The organism is Betaproteobacteria bacterium, assembly GCA_016713305.1.
Classification (GTDB): domain Bacteria; phylum Pseudomonadota; class Gammaproteobacteria; order Burkholderiales.
Window position 1 is genome coordinate 69,016 of record JADJPK010000022.1, and the last position, 17,672, is coordinate 86,687.

Annotated in this window: 17 protein-coding genes and 4 pseudogenes; all 21 read left to right on the top strand. The window is 57.6% G+C overall.

What is annotated here, in order from left to right; all coding sequences use genetic code 11:
- Positions 1-64 precede the first annotated feature (64 nt).
- Complete coding sequence (locus tag IPK20_21080) at positions 65-871, top strand: polysaccharide pyruvyl transferase family protein (protein MBK8018947.1); 807 nt, start codon at positions 65-67, stop codon at positions 869-871.
- The gene (locus IPK20_21085) at positions 807-938 is read left to right on the top strand and encodes a hypothetical protein (protein ID MBK8018948.1); all 132 of its coding nucleotides are present in this window, start codon (positions 807-809) and stop codon (positions 936-938) included. The genes IPK20_21080 and IPK20_21085 overlap by 65 nt, the downstream gene beginning before the upstream one ends.
- Positions 939-1,098: 160 nt before the next feature.
- Positions 1,099-2,309, top strand: a pseudogene (locus tag IPK20_21090) (glycosyltransferase family 4 protein).
- The gene (locus IPK20_21095; GenBank protein MBK8018949.1) at positions 2,302-2,574 is read left to right on the top strand and encodes a glycosyltransferase family 2 protein; all 273 of its coding nucleotides are present in this window, start codon (positions 2,302-2,304) and stop codon (positions 2,572-2,574) included. Before IPK20_21090 ends, IPK20_21095 begins: the two are co-directional and overlap by 8 nt.
- Positions 2,549-2,791 carry a glycosyltransferase gene (locus IPK20_21100; protein MBK8018950.1) on the top strand — a complete coding sequence of 81 codons (243 nt, stop codon included), beginning with the start codon at positions 2,549-2,551 and terminating at the stop codon, positions 2,789-2,791. Before IPK20_21095 ends, IPK20_21100 begins: the two co-directional genes overlap by 26 nt.
- A gap of 546 nt (positions 2,792-3,337) precedes the next feature.
- Positions 3,338-3,949, top strand: a complete 612-nt coding sequence (locus tag IPK20_21105) for a cellulase family glycosylhydrolase (GenBank protein ID MBK8018951.1) — start codon at positions 3,338-3,340, stop codon at positions 3,947-3,949.
- Between the two features lie 683 nt (positions 3,950-4,632).
- Positions 4,633-5,736, top strand: a pseudogene (locus IPK20_21110) (DUF1972 domain-containing protein).
- A gap of 96 nt (positions 5,737-5,832) precedes the next feature.
- Complete coding sequence (locus IPK20_21115; protein MBK8018952.1) at positions 5,833-6,756, top strand: Gfo/Idh/MocA family oxidoreductase; 924 nt, start codon at positions 5,833-5,835, stop codon at positions 6,754-6,756.
- 214 nt (positions 6,757-6,970) lie between these two features.
- A pseudogene (locus IPK20_21120) lies at positions 6,971-7,832 on the top strand (hypothetical protein).
- 206 nt (positions 7,833-8,038) lie between these two features.
- Positions 8,039-8,554 carry a DUF2796 domain-containing protein gene (locus IPK20_21125; protein MBK8018953.1) on the top strand — a complete coding sequence of 172 codons (516 nt, stop codon included), beginning with the start codon at positions 8,039-8,041 and terminating at the stop codon, positions 8,552-8,554.
- Positions 8,555-8,751: 197 nt separating this feature from the next.
- Positions 8,752-9,849, top strand: a complete 1,098-nt coding sequence (gene wecB, locus IPK20_21130) for a UDP-N-acetylglucosamine 2-epimerase (non-hydrolyzing) (protein MBK8018954.1) — start codon at positions 8,752-8,754, stop codon at positions 9,847-9,849.
- A 117-nt stretch (positions 9,850-9,966) separates the two neighbouring features.
- Positions 9,967-10,161: a hypothetical protein gene (locus IPK20_21135; protein ID MBK8018955.1), complete on the top strand. Its 195-nt coding sequence runs from the start codon at positions 9,967-9,969 to the stop codon at positions 10,159-10,161.
- Positions 10,158-10,556: a type II toxin-antitoxin system death-on-curing family toxin gene (locus IPK20_21140; protein ID MBK8018956.1), complete on the top strand. Its 399-nt coding sequence runs from the start codon at positions 10,158-10,160 to the stop codon at positions 10,554-10,556. The genes IPK20_21135 and IPK20_21140 overlap by 4 nt, the downstream gene beginning before the upstream one ends.
- 55 nt (positions 10,557-10,611) lie before the next feature.
- On the top strand, positions 10,612-11,697 hold the full coding sequence (gene gmd / locus IPK20_21145) for a GDP-mannose 4,6-dehydratase (GenBank protein MBK8018957.1): 1,086 nt from the start codon (positions 10,612-10,614) through the stop codon (positions 11,695-11,697).
- 137 nt (positions 11,698-11,834) lie between these two features.
- Positions 11,835-12,074 (top strand): CopG family transcriptional regulator, encoded by a 240-nt coding sequence (locus tag IPK20_21150; protein MBK8018958.1) that lies wholly within the window; start codon positions 11,835-11,837, stop codon positions 12,072-12,074.
- A gap of 35 nt (positions 12,075-12,109) precedes the next feature.
- Positions 12,110-12,493 carry a PIN domain-containing protein gene (locus tag IPK20_21155; GenBank protein MBK8018959.1) on the top strand — a complete coding sequence of 128 codons (384 nt, stop codon included), beginning with the start codon at positions 12,110-12,112 and terminating at the stop codon, positions 12,491-12,493.
- A gap of 34 nt (positions 12,494-12,527) precedes the next feature.
- Positions 12,528-13,496 carry a GDP-L-fucose synthase gene (locus IPK20_21160; GenBank protein ID MBK8018960.1) on the top strand — a complete coding sequence of 323 codons (969 nt, stop codon included), beginning with the start codon at positions 12,528-12,530 and terminating at the stop codon, positions 13,494-13,496.
- Between the two features lie 132 nt (positions 13,497-13,628).
- A complete protein-coding gene (gene rfbB / locus IPK20_21165; protein MBK8018961.1) occupies positions 13,629-14,693 on the top strand; it encodes a dTDP-glucose 4,6-dehydratase in 1,065 nt (354 codons plus the stop codon).
- A gap of 188 nt (positions 14,694-14,881) precedes the next feature.
- Entirely contained in the window at positions 14,882-15,778 is an 897-nt protein-coding gene (gene rfbA, locus IPK20_21170; protein MBK8018962.1) for a glucose-1-phosphate thymidylyltransferase RfbA, read from the top strand.
- Positions 15,779-16,247: 469 nt separating this feature from the next.
- Positions 16,248-16,792: pseudogene (gene rfbC, locus IPK20_21175) on the top strand (dTDP-4-dehydrorhamnose 3,5-epimerase).
- Positions 16,774-17,672: dTDP-4-dehydrorhamnose reductase (gene rfbD / locus IPK20_21180; protein MBK8018963.1), on the top strand; the 899-nt coding region annotated here is incomplete at its 3' end. The pseudogene rfbC and the gene rfbD, both read left to right, overlap by 19 nt.

Sequence of the window (17,672 nt, forward strand, 5' to 3'; positions counted from 1 at the left end):
TGGTCCGGCTCAATGAGCTGCGTCGAGGCCGCAGTACGTAAAGTAGGCGCAGGAGACAACCCAAGTGAAAGTCGGAATCGTGACACTCTACAACGCCTTCAACTACGGCGCCTATCTGCAAGCGTTCGCGACATCGACATTGCTGAAGGAATGGGGCCACACACCGGTCGTGTCCAGTCTGGAAGATGCGCGCGGACTCTACCTAAGATACAGAACACTTGTTTCAAAAAGACCATCCACCCTGGTGTTCAACGCAAGAAAGTACTTTGCATTCCGCACGGGATGGTCGGCATTTCAGAGGGTATCAGCCACCCATCTGAAAAGTTGTGACGCAATTGTCATCGGGAGCGATGAGATGTGGAACGTACGGAATCCCACATTTCGAAGTCGTCCGGAATACTTCGGATTTGGATTTGAACACGTTCCAACAATAGCAAATGCTGTCAGTGCGAGCGAGTCAACCGCTGCGGATCTGGCGAACAATGACAAGATTCGCTTAGGACTCGCCAGACTAACCAGCGTCTCTGTGAGAGATAGGCACACCCAATCTTTGTACACGGCTCTCACGGGCAAGGATGCGCCTATCGTGCTTGATCCAACGTTCCTAGTGGACTTTAGAGGATTGAGTACTCCTCGGGGTGAGGGGGCGCTTTGTCTTGGTCTATACGTATGTTTTCGAGCCTCGGAGGCAGCAGGAGGTCATGAAGTTTGCAAGGAGGGTCGGGGCTCGGGTCATTTCGGTGGGATTCAACAATTCTTGGTGCGACGAAAACATTCCCGCGACCCCAATGGAATTCTTGGGATACTTGCAGACGGCCACCTGGGTGGTGACCGATACATTTCACGGAACAATTTTCTCCATACTGTTTAGGAAGAACTTCGCATCCTTCGCTTCCAAGAAGATGAAGGTGATGAGCTTACTAAGTCAACGGCCTTGAGTCGCGAGGACAGAAGGAAGGCGCAGATCTTCATGAGACATTGGAACGGGACATTGAGTATGGCCCCGTGTTCGAGTTGATCGGCGTTCAGGCGGCGGAATCCAAACGCTACCTGAGAGAGAGCCTTGGCCGCGCCAGCAAAGCCTAAGTACGAGCGCCAATGCGGATTCTTAACGTAAACCAGAACTACTACGTGAGGGGTGGCTCCGGATCGTACTTTTTCGAGTTGGCGAGGGCTTCATGAGTTGGCCGGTCATGAAGTCGTTCCATTCGCCTCAGCGCAGCGGGAGAACGAGGCTTCCCCATGGAGCAGTTACTTTCCCACAGCTACGCGATTCGAGAATCCGTCTATCCGAGATCTCGCTCAGTTTGTTTTTTTCTGGGTCGGCCAAACGCTGCATTGGACGACTGCTGGAAGAACGGAGATTTGATGTCGCGCATCTTCACATTTACTACGGTCAGATCACTGCATCGGTCATTGGAGTATTGAAAGCTGCACAAGTGCCGCTGGTGCAGACATTGCACGAGTACAAGATCGTGTGCCCGACCTCTCATCTGAGAGCGGGTGACCGGATTTGCAAAGCGTGCCACGGTACTGACTTTTGGCAAGCAGTGCTGCATCGCTGCAATAGAGGATCCATCGCAAGATCGGCGCTGAGTGCGGTAGAAAGCTACATTGCGAGAGGGCTTGGTTCTTTGAGTAAGATTGATCACTTCATCGCGGTCAGTCACTTCCAAAGACGGAAGGTCATTGAATTGGGGAGTCCACAGGACAAAATCTCAACGGTGCACAACTTCATCGACGCCTCGCAGTACGCCCCAGGAACAGGCCGGGGTAGTTACATTCTGTACTTTGGTCGTTTGGAGCGGATGAAAGGAGTTTTCACTCTACTCGAGGCAATGAAGGCGCTCCCCGGATCCTCTCTCTACATTGTTGGTAAGGGCAATGATGAGGCCGACGTTCGGGCGTTTATCGGCCGACATGCGATGAAGAATGTGACGATGCTAGGCTTCAAAAGAGGCGATGAACTGAAGAACTTGGTTCGAGGGGCGATTTGCACTGTGTGCCCGTCCGAATGGTATGAGACGTTTGGTCTGACGATCGTGGAGTCCTTCGCTTTGGGCCGTCCCGTAATCTGTACTGACATGGGCGGTATGCCTGAGATCGTAGACGATGGAGTCGATGGATTTGTCATTCAGCGGGGAAACTCCGCGATGCTCGCGGACAAGCTCGATTGGATGATGCTAAACGCAGACAAGGCCGTCGAGATGGGGATGCGGGGTCGGGTCAAGGTGGAGAGGGAGTTCTCGGCGGAACGACACTATGATCGGATTACTGATGTTTATCGCCGGGTGGGCGTGAATGTCTGACCAGGCGAAGGCGACAGATCGTTCCCCATTGGTTTCGGTGGTAATCGCTTGCTATAACTGCGAGCGATACATCGCGAAAGCAATCGATTCTATCCTTCATCAGTCAATGTCCGACTTCGAGATCATCGTAGTTGATGACTGCTCAAGCGACGCATCACGGGCAGTGGTGGCGGCCTACGAGGATTCACGCGTGTCATTGGTCGCACTATCTCAGAACTCGGGACCGAGTAAGGCAAGGAATGAAGGGGTCCGACGCGCGTGGTAAGTGGATCGCTGTTCTAGACGGGGATGACTGGTTCTCGCCAACTCGGCTTGAACGGCTTCTTCGAGAAGCTGATAGAACCAGTGCAGATGTAATCGCTGACGATTTATTCATCATCTATGACGGGGAGCCTTTGCCCCGGACCAGTTGGTTCCATCAGTACGAGTTCACTGTTCCCGGAGTCAGGCGTTCTAAGCGCGACCGATTTGGTGGCGAATGAGATTGGAGTAGTTAAAGCCTAATACGCCGGACATCGTTAGACGGGGGTTAAAGGCCCTATGATGAAAGCGTTCGATACGGGAAGACTTCCTTCTATACCTTGATCTTATTCTTGCGTGGATGCAAGTTTGTGATTCTCGATGAGCCACTGTACTTTCTTCGTAGAGGAAACACTGGGTCACTGACTACTAATCACATTCAGTTGGTGAGTAAGGTGCTAGATCTAAATCTCAGTATCCGTTTACGGAAGGACGTGCAAAGCGATCGGAATCTAGTTGCCGTACTCGAAAAGAGAATTGGAGAGCTACGGGCACTACTTCGCTATCACAAAGTGGCCTATCCGCTAAGAAGGAAAGAATGGAAGAACGCATTACGGATGATCTTTCAAGATCCGGGCGCACTAATGCTAGTTAGTGGAGAACGATCAATGCGGTGAGGCGGGCAATTAGAGGCGTGGGTGGGCGCTGAAGTCGGATGGGTATTGGGCGCAATACTATGAGCGCGGCGCCTGTTTTCACTCAGTATTGTGTGAGGCGAGGTGACTGCAATGAAATCTAAGCTTGTGGTTGTTAACTGGTTGTTCTTCCTCACAGCTGTAATCCATTTCGCCGCTGTTGCGGACGCGGCGTATGCAGCGAAGGAACACCCGGCCTCGGCTGGTGGGTACGCAATACTTCTCAACACGGAAGGGGAAGGGACGGAATGGGTTGGAACTGACGAAATGCGTGTTGCCCAAGTGTCTACTCCTTCTGAACGCCGCCAGGCTGTCGACGAAGGATACTTCAGTGTCCAGAGGAAGGGCCTCACGGTTGGTGGTTGGGGGGACAGGATCTCGCGGGACGACATACAAGCTTTGGCACAGACGGGGGCGACGTTGACAAGGGTTTTCATTCGGACGAAGAACTGTGACAAATGCACACAGTTCAATCTCGTTCCGTCCGAATTGCCGAAAGTGGACCTAGTGCTCCAAGAGGCCTCGAAACTAGGAGTGCGCGTCGTTATCGCGTTGCAGCTGTCCACGAAGCGATATTGGGATGACCCCATGCTGCAAAAGAGTGTGAGTCTGATCTGGGCTGACGTGGCAAGGAGGTACAAAGGCAACGAAAGCATCGTCGGCTTCGATCTAATAAATGAACCTAATCCTCCCCGCTCCGCATGAGCGACGAAGAGCGGCGCCAGAAGTGGGAAGTGCTCGCCCTGCAGATCGTAGAAGCCATCAGAGCCGAGGATCCGGAACGCACGATCGTCTATGAGCCAATAGATGATGCAAACGCAAAGTCGTTTTGACAGCTTAGGCCACTTGGTGTGCCGAATGTCGTATATGAAGTACATGTATGGGACCCCGGCGCATTTACTCATCAAGGAGTCTTCGGCTTTAAGACGGGTGTGCCCTACCCGACTGGTCCACAGTTTGGGATTGGCGTTTGGAATAAGCAGGCGCTGGACGCCCTGTTAGAACCCGTGAGGCAGTTTGAGCGCACTCACAAAGTGCCAATTTACATCGGTGAGTTTGGGTGCAGTCGTCATGCGCCGAGAGAGTCTAGATATCAGTGGATTCGCGACACAATAGATTTGTTCAATAAGGAGCAGTGGTCATGGACATTTCATGCGTTCCGGGAGTTTCATTCTTGGGATCCGGAGATAGAAGCAGAAGACCCGGGAGACAGGAGACGAGAGGCGTCCGGGCGTCTTATGGAGATGCTGAGATCTGAGCTTCGGAACGCACGGTAGGGTCGGGAGTGGTCGCCTGGTACTGCAATTCCAATGGGGCAAGTGCAGTGCAACTTTGGCCTAAGGCGTAGTAGGTGCACCTGACTTTGCACCCAATAAGTAGGAACAGCAATGGTGAGAACGGTTCGCATACTGGGAACACACGGTGTTCCGGCGGCCTATGGCGGATTCGAAACAGCTGCGGAAAACATTGCGCTGTTTCTTCGTAGAAACGGTTGGCGTGTGATTGTTTACTGTCAGACGAAGGGCACCGGGCCGGTTACCGAGGATGAGTGGCAAGGGATTGAACGAGTCAATGTGCCCATAGATATCCCTGGATGGAAGGGCACGTCTCGATTCGATTGGATTTCGATTCGTCACGCGTGTCGATACAAGGATGTTTGCTTGACGTTTGGATATAACACAGCAGTGTTCAATGTCTTGCAGCGGATTAAAGGCATTCCAAACGTCATTAACATGGATGGTATCGAATGGTCTCGTGCCGTTGGGGACTCGCAAAGCAGACAATCTTGTATGTAAATGAACGTATCGCATGCCATGTCGGAAGCCATCTCATTGCAGATCATCCCGAGATAGAGAAGTATTTGTTGAGTCGGGCGCCCCAAAGAAAGTTGACTACGATTACGTATGGGGCAGATCCGATCAAGTTGGCTCCCGAGGAGCCGGTTCGGGCGTTCGGAATAGCACCGGGTAAGTACGGCACTCTAATTGCGCGTTCGATACCAGAGAACTCGATTCTTGAGATCGTCCAGGGGTTCTCAAGAAGGACGAGAGGCATCAAGTTGGTGGTGCTCGGAAAGTACGAGCCGAACTTGGATGTCTATCACAGAGCAGTGATGAATGCGGCAGGACCAGAAGTCGTATTTCTAGGCCCTGTCTACGACAAAGCAACTGTGCAGTCATTGCGATTCCATGGCGTTGTGTATCTGCATGGACATACCGTTGGGGGGACGAATCCCTCTTTGGTGGAGGCAATGGCGGCGGGGAACCCCGTGATTGCTCATGACAATGCATACAATCGATGGGTGGCGAAAGATGCAGCTGTCTACTTTCGAGATGCAACTGCAATCGATGCCTGCCTAAGCGATGTCTTAGAGAACGAAAAGACTAGTGGATATGAAGGCGGCAGCCCTTCGACGCTTCAGTGAAGAGTTCACTTGGGACCATGTCGCAGGCCAGTACGAGCAGCTTCTTCTTAGGTATGCCGCTGGTTGAGTCCCACACTGCACGACTGTTCGGCAACGCGGAGCTTGCCGTTTCAATGCGACACTCCGAGACCGCCCATTTTGATAACTTGTGAGAGGTGCTGGAATGATTCGGCTGGCCGTTGTTGGCCTTGGAAAGATGGGGCTTTCGCATCTGGGAATGATCAGAGCCCATCCAGACGTATCAGTGGATGCGGTGTGCGATTCAACTGGATACTTGCTAGACGTTCTGGAGAAGTATACGGGGCTCCGTACTTATTCGGACTTCGACCGGATGCTCAGCGAGGTGCCGTTGGACGCGGTGATCATCGCAACGCCGTCTCGAATGCACGCACCCATGGTTACCAAGGCGCTTGAGCACAATATTCACGTGTTCTGTGAGAAACCCTTCTGTTTGGACGCAAAGGAGGGTGAGGAGGCGACCAGAATCGCGCGAGACCGGAAACTCGTCAATCAAGTGGGTTACCACTACCGTTTTGTCGGTGCCTTTCAAGAGGTCAAGAGACTCCTGGATCTTGGAGCCATCGGAGACGTAACTCACGTGCTCGCTGAGGCGTATGGCCCGGTAGTGCTGAGACCGAAAGGGTCAACTTGGCGAACGCAAAGGCAAGAAGGAGGCGGGTGCCTCTATGACTATGCCGCTCATCCAATCAATTTGGTTAATTGGTATCTCGGAATGCCAGTCGGCGTGGGGGGGACGGCATTACACAGCGTCTTCTCTAGAGATACTGACGACGAAGTATTTAGTACGCTGTACTTCGAAAATGGGGTTACCGCGCAGTTGTCTGTGAACTGGAGTGATGAGTCATACAGAAAGATGAGCACGAAGATGACCATCTGGGGCACCAGTGGGCGGATATATGCGGACCGGCAAGAGTGTCAAGTGTATCTGAGAGATACGGTGGAACCTCCTCCTGGCTACCACACTGGTTGGAACATGCGGTACACGACCGATCTGACCGATCCAGTGTGGTTCTACGTGAGAGGTGAAGAGTATTCCGCACAACTGGACTACTTCGTAAAGGAGTAATCGCGCGTGCTGAAGAGAATGTTAATTCGTTCGAAAGTGCATCAATGACTGACAAGATCATTGGCATGATGGTAATGGACATGGAAAAGGGGCCATCCGTACGGAGTACGGACGCTACCCCCGCCACAGTGAAAAAGCGGCGGTTCCTTTTCGGTTGATCAGGTCTATGTATGAGTAGCACAACCAAACATTCTTCGTGGGTATAGCTAAAGCGATGGATCGCCTACTGTTCGGTGACAATCAGTTTTTTGGTGTGAATCACATGTCCGAGGAAAAGGCGCGAGCCCAGTTGATGCGTTTCCAGGACAACCAAGCTGTCATAGATGTCCTCGATATTGCTCATGCGGAGGGGATCAACACCTTCATGTGCACGACACATGACCGCATCTCGGACATATGCGGACACATGAGAAGCAATCAGGAGAAGTACAAAGATTTCATTTTCTACCCTTGTATGCCTTACGCCCATAAGTATGCGAACGCCGTTACCGAGTATGGGATGCTAGGAGCGCTAAAGAGATTTCTTCCCCAAGAAGGTCTATTCGACGCAATGGTAAGGGGAGGCGCATCCCTGGCCAAGAAGGACATCGAAGGAATCCACACACTTCTGGTCGATGCGGAGATGAAGATGTTTCAAGGCTCCAAACGCCAGTAGTTTTCCTCCCAAAACGTAGTTGTAGATTTGTTACTTGGTCTCGCTTCAAGGACGCATTCAAGATATTCGCGGAACACGTCCCGGAGCCGCTAGCAACGTAGAGCCAGGGTTTATAACAATGAACTTGCCGATGTTGCTTCGAGTGTTGGACGACTTGGGCATCGACAATCCAATTGTTTGCGCAAACATAAACAAGATTGGTTTTCGCATGTGCGGCGGATTCGAGGCGTACGAGCAAGCTCTCAAAGAACACAAGTGCCGTGCAATAGCGATGTCCGTGTTCGCCTCCGGTGCAATACCCCCAAAGGAGGCCATTTCCTGGCTTTGCTCTCAGCCGAACATAGAATCCATCGTGTTTGGTGCCTCGAGCCGCACCAACATTCGGAATACAAAGGAACTCGTAGATGCACATTGGGGGTAAAGCATGAGACGTATTGAGCTATTGCTCCCGACTTCGCGCCGTTTCATGTTCAATGCTGAAGACGCTTTCTGAGAGGCTCAATTGCAAGCCTTCATAGGGATTGGTTTTCACACGTGATCGCCCACGCGAGTATTTCTTCTTCAACGAAAGCGACGTCTGTGTCGCTGTAGACTCAGTAGTCTTTACCACAGACTTGGAGCCCGAAAGTGATCCGCCAGTACCTCCCCATCGCCGCGACGCTCGTCTCTACCCTCGCGTTCTCTTTGCCCGCCGCCGCTGACGGCACGGCTACCGCCCAATATCTGAGTGGCCGGCTTACGGTGGAGGTTTCCGGCAGCGGTGATGTGAGCATGCAGTTGCGGTTGCCCATGACCCGCGCCACAGTGGAAACGAAGGACAAGCAGGACTTCACTCAGGAAGAAGTCCTGAGCCGGTTGAAGGCTGCTGACAAGCTGTTCGTCTTCCCTGTAGGGGCCAAGTGTCAGGTCGAGAGCGCCAACGCATTCGCGGTGGACACCCAGGGCAAGATCACCAAGGGTGATGGCAACGTGCAGGCGATGTATCGATTCGCTTGTGCGGGTGGGGCGGCGGCGGTCAACAAGATCAAGTTCGCGGTGTTCGAAGGTCTGCCGGGGCTGGAGGCGCTCAAGGTTCAGATTTCCACCGATAAGGGGGAGAAGAGTCTGGACATGACGGCGGCGAACAGTGATGTGACGTTGTAGGGGCCACCTAAGGGTTGGGCGCCCGCCTCAGGGCCTCTCTTGACCCACCCCCATCCTGTCCTTCCCCCTGAAGGGGAAGGGACCTGCTGCTGGAAAGGGGACTTCTTAAGGAGATGGGGCCCTCTGTTGGGTTGGGGCCCGGCGAGCCTCTTGCTTGAGGGGGCGGAGTTCACGACTCCGTCTCTCCCATCCCCCTCATGCAGCCAGTCCATCTCATCGCCGGTGCCCGTCCCAATTTCATGAAAATCGCCCCCATCGTGCGGGCGATGCAGCGGCAGGCGATGCCGTTCCGGATCATCCACACCGGTCAGCACTACGACCGGGACATGAACGAGGTCTTCTTCGAAGAGCTGGGCATTCCCCAGCCTGACGTCTTCATGGGCGCGGGCGGAGGTTCGCACGCGGAGCAGACCGCGCGGATCATGGTGGCGTACGAGAAGTGCATTGCCGAGGATCGTCCGTCCATGACCCTGGTGGTGGGGGACGTGAACTCCACCCTGGCCTGCGCCATCGTGGCCAAGAAGGCCAATCTGCCGGTGGCGCACGTGGAGGCCGGGTTGCGCAGCGGCGACATGGCCATGCCGGAAGAGATCAACCGGCTGGTGACGGACTCGATTTCCGACCTGTACTTCGCCACTGAACCCAGCGGGGTGGATCACCTGCTGCGGGAAGGCAAGGACAAGGGCGCGGTGCACTACGTCGGCCACGTGATGGTCGACAACCTGCTGTACCAGGTGGAGCAACTGCGCAAGGCGGACGCCAGCAAGCTCGAAGGCGCGGAGCTGAAGGCCAAGTACAAGCGCTACGGCGCGGTCACCATGCACCGGCCGTCCAACGTGGACGACAAGGACACGTTCGGCGGCATCGTCGGAGCACTGCGCGAGATCTCGCAGGACCTCCCCCTCATCTTCCCGGTGCATCCGCGCACCCGCGGCAATCTGGAAAAGTTCGGCCTGGATCTGGGGCCGAACGTGATCCTCACCAAGCCGCTTTCGTACATGGCGTTTCTCAACCTGTGGCGGGATGCCGCCGTGGTGCTCACGGACAGCGGCGGGTTGCAGGAAGAGACCACCGCTCTTGGTGTGCCCTGCATCACCATGCGGGAGAACACCGAGCGGCCGGTCACGGTGGATGAAGGCACCAACGTGCTGGCAGGGACCGATCCGGCGGCGATCCTTCGCGAAGCCAAACGAGCGCTGAGCGCGGGTGGCAAGTCCGGGCGCGTGCCGGCGCTGTGGGACGGCAAGGCGGCCGAGCGCATCGTGGAGATTCTCGAAGGGTTCTTCGGGAAGTAGCCAAGGTTTGACTGCCGATTGGCGCCGTGGACGGATGGGCTCGCCATTCGAATCCCGGCATCCGTACTCCCATAGACAGGCTTTGCGGTGTCACCTGACCGATGGGATAATTTCGCGATGAAGATCGCAATCGAGTTGAATCAGGCTCAGTCGGAGCGTTTGCAGGCGATCGCCACGTCCCTTGGCGTGAATGCGGAAGAGCTTGCTCAAGCGGCCGTCGCCGACTTGGTGGGGGCTGGTGCTGATGACTATGAATCCGCAGTCTCTCGGGTGCTCCTGAAGAACCGTGAACTGTATAAGCGCCTTGCTTGATGCGCCTTCTTTCTCTCGGAGAGGTTCTTGCGCTTCAGCGGCGCATCCTCGCCGAAAGCGGAGGCAGACCAGGCGTGCGCGATCTCGGCGCTATTGCCTCGGCTGTTTTTCAGCCCAAAGTGTCCGTGGGTGGACAAGATGCCTACCCCACTCTCATAGATAAGACCGCTGCATTGGGCCATTCCATGATTCGCAATCATGGGTTTCTTGACGGCAACAAGCGTATCGCCCACGCCGTAATGGAAGTGTTTCTGGTCATGAATGGCGTCGAGATCACCGCCGACGTGGACGAGCAGGAACGCTTCATATTGTCCTTGGCGAGCGGTGAACGATCCCGTGAAGATCTCGCCGCATGGCTCTCTTCGAACACCGCTTCTCTGGGGCGGGAGAACTGATGCCAATCGCTGCGTCAGCCGGACCTCGAATGTCTCCAACCACTGACCATCGAACATGACCAAGAAAGCCATCCTCACGGGCGTCACCGGGCAGGACGGCGCGTACCTCGCCGAGTACCTGCTGCACAAGGGCTACGAGGTGCACGGCATCAAGCGCCGCACCTCCCTGTTCAACACCGACCGCATCGATCACCTCTATCAGGGTCCGCAGGAACGCAACCGGCGGTTCGTCCTGCACTACGGCGACATGACCGATTCGTCGAGCCTGGTGCGGATCATCCAGCAGGTCCAACCGGACGAGATCTACAACCTCGCGGCGCAGAGCCACGTGGCGGTGTCGTTCGAGGAACCCGAGTACACAGCCAACGCCGACGGCGTGGGCGTGCTGAGATTGCTCGAGGCCATCCGCATTCTTGGCCTGGAGAAGAAGACACGGTTCTACCAGGCGTCCACCTCCGAGCTGTACGGTCTGGTACAGGAAGTCCCGCAGAAGGAAACCACGCCGTTCTATCCGCGCAGCCCCTATGCGGTCGCCAAGATGTACGGGTACTGGATCACCGTGAACTATCGCGAGGCCTATGGCATGTTCGCGTGCAACGGGATCCTCTTCAATCACGAATCGCCGATTCGTGGCGAAACATTCGTCACGCGCAAGATCACCCGGGCACTGGCGCGCATCAAGCTGGGCCTGCAGGATTGCCTGTATCTGGGCAACCTGGATTCACTGCGGGACTGGGGTCACGCGCGGGACTACATCGAAGCCATGTGGCTCATCCTGCAGCAGGACAAGCCCGAGGACTACGTGGTGGCCACGGGCGAGCAGCACAGCGTGCGGGAGTTCGTGGATGCGGCGGCGACGGAGCTGGGCATTCGTGTCACCTGGCGGGGCAAGGGGGTGGACGAGAAGGGTTACGACGCCGAGGGCAAGATGATCGTGGCGGTGGACCCGAGGTACTTCCGGCCGGCGGAAGTCGATACGTTGCTGGGTGATCCGGCCAAGGCGAAGGCGAAGCTGGGTTGGCAGCCGAAAGTGACTTTCCGCGAACTGGTGGCCGAGATGGTGCGGGAAGATCTGAAGGCGGCAGAGCGCGACGAACTGGTGAAGAAGCACGGGTATTCGGCGTACGACTACAACGAGTGATCGGGGCGTTTCCTGTGTGGGACAGCCCGGCGGCGGCTCGTATTGATCCGCAGATCCCGCCAAGGCTCGAGAACATGGACAGGCAGTCACTTTGGTGGGGTAACATACTGGTGCGTTAACACCAATGTGAGAGGTCCATGAGCCGACTGACGATCACTTTGTCCGAATCCCGCTATCGGGCTCTAAAGGAAGCATCCGCGCAGCGCAACAAGACCATCGGTCAACTGATCGACGAAAGCCTGGAGCTGTATGGCATCAGGTCTCGCGAAGACGCCGCCGAACTGGTTCGACGCGCTCGGGCTCGAAGCAGCTTGACGGAGAAGGATGCCTTGGCCGTGGCGGAAAAAGAGGTACGCGCATATCGCCACAAGCCATGAAGTCGACGCCGGTCGTCGTCGACACGAATGTCGTCGTGGCGGGGCTGCTGACGGCCAGCGAGGGATCGCCAGTGGCGCGCATTCTCGACGGAATGTTGAGTGCGGCCTTTCCATTCGTCGTTTCGGAAGTCTTGCTTCTGGAGTATCGCTCCGTGTTGCTTCGCCCGGCCATCCGGCGGCGTCACGGAATGACAGTGGATGAGATCGACTCGATGTTGACGTCGCTCGTTCATCCGGCGATTGTTCTGCAGCCCGCGCCCGGGGCGGTCGCGCCAGACGCGGGCGATCAGTTGCTGTGGGACATTCTGAACGCGGATCAGCGCCTGTACTTGGTCACCGGTGACCGAGTGTTGCTGAACGACGATTCGATGCGCGGGCGGGTCCTTTCGGCGGCTGAGTTCGTGGCCGCCTGGGCATGAGTCGCAGCGCGCCGCATAGGAGAACCAAGACCCGATGAAACCTGATTCGAAAATCTTCGTCGCTGGGCACCGCGGCTTGGTGGGTTCGGCGCTGGTGCGCCGGCTCGAGCATGCGGGGTACCGCAACCTGGTGCTGCGCACGCATGCGGAACTGGACCTCGAAGATCAAGGCGCGGTGAAGGCGTTCTTCGCGCAGGAGAAGCCCGAGTATGTCGTGCTGGCTGCGGCCAAGGTGGGCGGCATCCACGCCAACAACACCTACCCCGCGCAGTTCGTCTACCGCAACCTGGCCATCCAGAACAACGTGATCCACGAGTCTTACCGCAACGGCGTGGACCGGCTGCTGTTCCTCGGCTCGTCGTGCATCTACCCGCGCGAGTGCCCGCAGCCGATGAAGGAAGAGCACCTGCTCACCGGCCCGCTGGAACCCACGAACAGGCCGTACGCGATTGCCAAGATCGCCGGCATCGAGATGTGCTGGTCGTACAACCGGGAATACGGCACGCGCTATTTCGCGGTGATGCCCACCAATCTCTACGGACCCAACGACAGCTACGATCTGCAGAACTCCCACGTGCTGCCCGCGCTGATCCGCAAGATGCTGGAAGCCAAGGAGCGCGGCGAAGCTGAAGTGGTGGTGTGGGGCACGGGCACACCCAAGCGCGAGTTCCTCTACAGCGACGACATGGCCGATGCGTGCGTGGCGCTGCTGTCACTGAGCGATGCGCAGTACGGCGACCTGCTGGACAAGTACAAGCCGCCGCTCATCAACGTGGGCTGCGAGGCCGAGGTCACCATCCGGGAGCTCGCGGAGACGGCTGCCAAGGTGGTGGGGTATGCAGGCAAGCTGACCTTCGACACGTCCAAACCGGACGGCACGCCGAGAAAGCTGATGGATTCGGCCCGCATGTTTGCGCTGGGCTGGAAGCCGAAGGTAGGGCTGGAGGAGGGGATCCGGCGGTCGTTGGAAGACTATTTGCGTATGCGTGGTGGTGACGCCTGAGGCGTGGCTGTTGGGTGGTCCGTTTTCAGATTTGATGAGGGTTATCCAGGGATCAAGATAGTCGCCGGACCGTTTCCGAGAGCCTTGTCTAGCCGCGTCGCTTGAACATCTCCTACACTTCAAGGACATGAAATGACGGTTTTGGTCACCGGCGGTGCCGGTTTCATTGGCTCCAACTTCGTTCTGGACTGGATTCGGGAAGTCGGCGAGCCGGTCGTGAACCTCGACAAGCTCACCTATGCCGGCAACGTGGCCAACCTCGCGTCGCTCAAGGGCGACACGCGCCACACCCTGGTGCAGGGCGATATCGGGGACCAGGCCCTCATCGAAAAGCTGCTGGCGGAGCACCGTCCGCGTGCGGTGATCAACTTCGCGGCTGAAAGCCACGTCGACCGCTCGATTCACGGGGCAGGGGATTTCATCCAGACCAACGTGGTCGGCACCTTCCATCTGCTGCAAGGGGTGCTCGGGTACTGGCGCGACACGCTGCAGAAGGACGCCGGCTTCCGCTTCCTGCACGTTTCCACCGACGAGGTGTACGGGTCGCTGAGCGAGACCGATCCGGCCTTCACCGAAACCACCCAGTACGCCCCCAACAGCCCCTATTCGGCGTCGAAGGCGTCGTCCGATCATCTGGTCCGTGCCTGGCATCACACCTACGGCATGCCCGTGCTGACGACCAATTGCTCGAACAACTACGGTCCGCTGCAGTTCCCGGAAAAGCTCATCCCGCTGATCATCAGCAACGCGGTGGAAGGCAAGACGCTCCCGATCTACGGCGACGGCAAGAACGTCCGCGACTGGCTGTACGTGTCCGACCACTGCTCCGCGATCCGGGCCGTGCTGGCGAAGGGGCGCGTGGGCGAGGTCTACAACGTGGGCGGCAAGAGCGAGATGCAGAACATCGAGGTGGTGAAGACCATCTGCGGCATTCTGGACGAGTTGATCGAGAACGGGGCGAACAAACCGCACGAGAACCTCATCAAGTACGTCACGGACAGACCGGGTCACGACCGCCGATATGCCATCGATACGACCAAGATCGAGCGGGAACTGGGATGGACTCCATCGGTGGGCTTTACCGAAGGCATCCGCCGCACGGTGAAGTGGTACCTGGACAACCAAGCGTGGGTGTCGACGGTGAAGTCCGGCGAATACCGCAAGTGGGTGGATCTGAACTACGCGGGGCGTGCGTAGCGGGGTTTGGGGGCAGGGCGGATGGTGTGCGGTGAACGGTACCACGTTGCCAGTATTCAGCAGGTCCCTTCTCCTTCAGGGAGAAGGACAGGATGAGGGTGGGGTGAACAGTCGTTCGATTCGTGAAGCGACTCGCCCGCCCACGCATTGCAAGCCGAACAGACAAGCAACACCAACGAGAACTCACGATGACTGACCAGATTCCCAACCGCAAGGGCATCATCCTCGCCGGCGGTTCCGGCACCCGCCTGTATCCCGCCACGCAAGTGGTGTCCAAGCAGCTGCTGCCGGTGTACGACAAGCCGATGATCTACTACCCGCTCAGCACGCTGATGCTCGCGGGGATGCGAGACATCCTGATCATCTCCACCCCGCAGGACACGCCGCGGTTCCGCGAATTGCTGGGCGACGGTTCGCGCTGGGGTATCTCGCTTTCGTATGCCGTGCAACCGTCGCCGGACGGCCTCGCGCAGGCGTTCATCATCGGAGAATCGTTCATCGGCAACGCGCATTCGGCGCTGGTGCTGGGGGACAACATCTTCTACGGACACGACCTCGTGTTGCCGCTGCGCAGCGCGGCAAAGCGTGATGCCGGAGCGACCGTCTTCGCCTATCCGGTCACGGACCCTGAACGCTATGGCGTGGTGGAGTTCGACGACGGCGGCAAGGCCGTGAGCATCGAAGAAAAGCCGCCCAAGCCCAAGTCGCGCTACGCCGTGACGGGCCTGTACTTCTACGACGAGCGGGTCGTGGACGTCGCCAAGAACCTCAAGCCGTCTCCGCGCGGCGAACTGGAGATCACGGACGTCAATCGCAAGTACCTGGAGTGGGGCGATCTCAACGTGGTGACCATGGGCCGCGGCTATGCGTGGCTAGACACGCGCACGCACGAGTCGCTGGTGGAGGCATCGCTCTTCGTCCAGACGGTGGAGAAGCGCCAGGGCCTCAAGATTGCCTGTCCGGAAGAGATTGCGTTCCGCATGGGCTATATCGATGCCGGCCAGCTGGAGAAGCTGGCGGGCCCGCTGGCGAAATCGGGATATGGCCAGTATCTGATGCAGGTGCTCCGCGAGAAGGTGTTCTGACCGCGAGGTGGGCGGCGGGCGAGAGGTGTGGCGACAAGTCCATGCAGAAGGTCCCTTCTCCTTCAAGGAGAAGGACAGGATGAGGATGGGTTGACGTTGTTGTCACGTGTCCGTCCGGTAAGAATGTAAGAAGAGCCTGACCACTCGGTTCCATACAGAAGGTCCCTTCTCCTTCAAGGAGAAGGACAGGATGAGGATGGGTTGACATTGTTGTCACGTGTCCGTTCGGTACGAATGAAGAAGAGCCTGACCACTCCGGTTCCATGCAGAAGGTCCCTTCTCCTTCAGGAGAAGGACAGAATGATGGGCCGATGGTGTTGTCAGTGTCCGTCCGGTGCGAATGTAAGAAGAGCCTGACCACTCGGTTCCATGCAGAAGGTCCCTTCTCCTTCAAGGAGAAGGACAGGATGAGGATGGGTTGACGTTGTTGTCACGTGTCCGTTCGGTACGAATGTAAGAAGAGCCTCACATGAAAGTCATCGAATCGGTACTGAATGGCGTGTTCCTGATGGAACCCCGGGTGTTTGGAGACGCCCGTGGATTCTTCCTCGAGAGCTTCAACGCCAAGGTATTCAAGGAACTCACCGGAGTGACGGCGGAGTTCGTGCAGGACAACCACTCGCGCTCGATGCGCGGGGTGCTGCGCGGTTTGCACTACCAGATCAAGCAGCCGCAGGGAAAGCTCGTTCGCGTGGTCGTGGGCAGCGTCTACGACGTGGCGGTAGATCTGCGCAGAAGCTCGCCGACCTTCGGCCAATGGTTCGGGGCGGAGCTGTCCGCGGACAACAAGCGGGTGATGTGGATCCCGCCGGGATTCGCGCACGGATTCATTGTGACGAGCGAGGTCGCGGAGTTTCTCTCAAGACCACCGACTACTGGGCGCCCGAGCACGAGCGCAGCCTGATGTGGAACGATCCGGAACTCGGTGTGGCCTGGCCGCTGCAGGGCGAACCGATGCTGTCGGACAAGGACCGCAAGGGCAAGCCGCTGGCTGAATGCGAGGTCTACGAATGAAGTTCCTGATCATCGGCGCGAACGGGCAGGTCGGCTACGAGCTGCAGCGCAGCCTGACTCCGCTGGGCAGCGTGACGGCCATCGACTACCCGGAGATCAACATCGCCGATGCCGATGCGCTGCGGCAGTACGTGCGCAGCCAGGCGCCCGACGTGCTGGTGAACGCCGCGGCGTACACGGCGGTGGACAAGGCGGAGGCCGAGGAAGCGGTTGCCCTGGCGGTGAACGGCACCGCGCCGGGCATCATGGCCGAGGAGATGGCGCGGTCCGGCGGGCTGATGGTGCATTACTCCACGGACTACGTGTTCGACGGCAAGACGCCGGGCGCGCGGGTGGAAACGGACGCTCCCCACCCTTTGAGTGCCTACGGCCGGACCAAACTCGTGGGCGAGCAGGCAGTGGCCGCCGCGGGTGGCGCACATCTGATCTTCCGGACGGCGTGGGTGTATGGGCGCCGCGGTGGGAACTTCATGCTGACGATGATCCGGCTGATGAAAGAGCGCGACGAGCTGCGCGTGGTGGCGGACCAGCATGGAACGCCCACATGGTGCAGGACGCTTGCCGAGATTCCCACGCAGATCATCCGCAGTCACTGGGTGAACGAAGGCGGGCGGGATGCTTTGCGCGGGGCGTCGGGAGGGCTGTATCACCTCACGAATTCGGGCGAGACGACGTGGTACGAGTACGCGTGCGCGATCCGGGATCTGGCGCCCGAGCTGTCCGAGCGGCGGCACGTGAAGGTGCATCCGATCACGACGGCGGAGTATCCCCTGCCAGCGCCACGGCCGGCGTTCTCGGTGCTGGACAACGGCAAGCTGGAGCGGACGTTCGGGATTCGTGCGGTGGATTGGCGGGAGGCGTTGGGGAGTGTTTGGGGTAG

Bases quoted from the DNA above. Each gene is read 5' to 3' on its own strand.
- IPK20_21150 (MBK8018958.1), top strand. From the start codon at position 11,835: ATGAGCCGACTGACGATCACTTTGTCCGAATCCCGCTATCGGGCTCTA.
- gmd (MBK8018957.1), top strand. From the start codon at position 10,612: ATGACCAAGAAAGCCATCCTCACGGGCGTCACCGGGCAGGACGGCGCG.
- rfbA (MBK8018962.1), top strand. From the start codon at position 14,882: ATGACTGACCAGATTCCCAACCGCAAGGGCATCATCCTCGCCGGCGGT.
- IPK20_21105 (MBK8018951.1), top strand. From the start codon at position 3,338: ATGAAATCTAAGCTTGTGGTTGTTAACTGGTTGTTCTTCCTCACAGCT.
- IPK20_21115 (MBK8018952.1), top strand. From the start codon at position 5,833: ATGATTCGGCTGGCCGTTGTTGGCCTTGGAAAGATGGGGCTTTCGCAT.
- IPK20_21095 (MBK8018949.1), top strand. From the start codon at position 2,302: ATGTCTGACCAGGCGAAGGCGACAGATCGTTCCCCATTGGTTTCGGTG.
- rfbB (MBK8018961.1), top strand. From the start codon at position 13,629: ATGACGGTTTTGGTCACCGGCGGTGCCGGTTTCATTGGCTCCAACTTC.
- IPK20_21160 (MBK8018960.1), top strand. From the start codon at position 12,528: ATGAAACCTGATTCGAAAATCTTCGTCGCTGGGCACCGCGGCTTGGTG.
- IPK20_21100 (MBK8018950.1), top strand. From the start codon at position 2,549: ATGAAGGGGTCCGACGCGCGTGGTAAGTGGATCGCTGTTCTAGACGGG.
- wecB (MBK8018954.1), top strand. From the start codon at position 8,752: ATGCAGCCAGTCCATCTCATCGCCGGTGCCCGTCCCAATTTCATGAAA.
- IPK20_21135 (MBK8018955.1), top strand. From the start codon at position 9,967: ATGAAGATCGCAATCGAGTTGAATCAGGCTCAGTCGGAGCGTTTGCAG.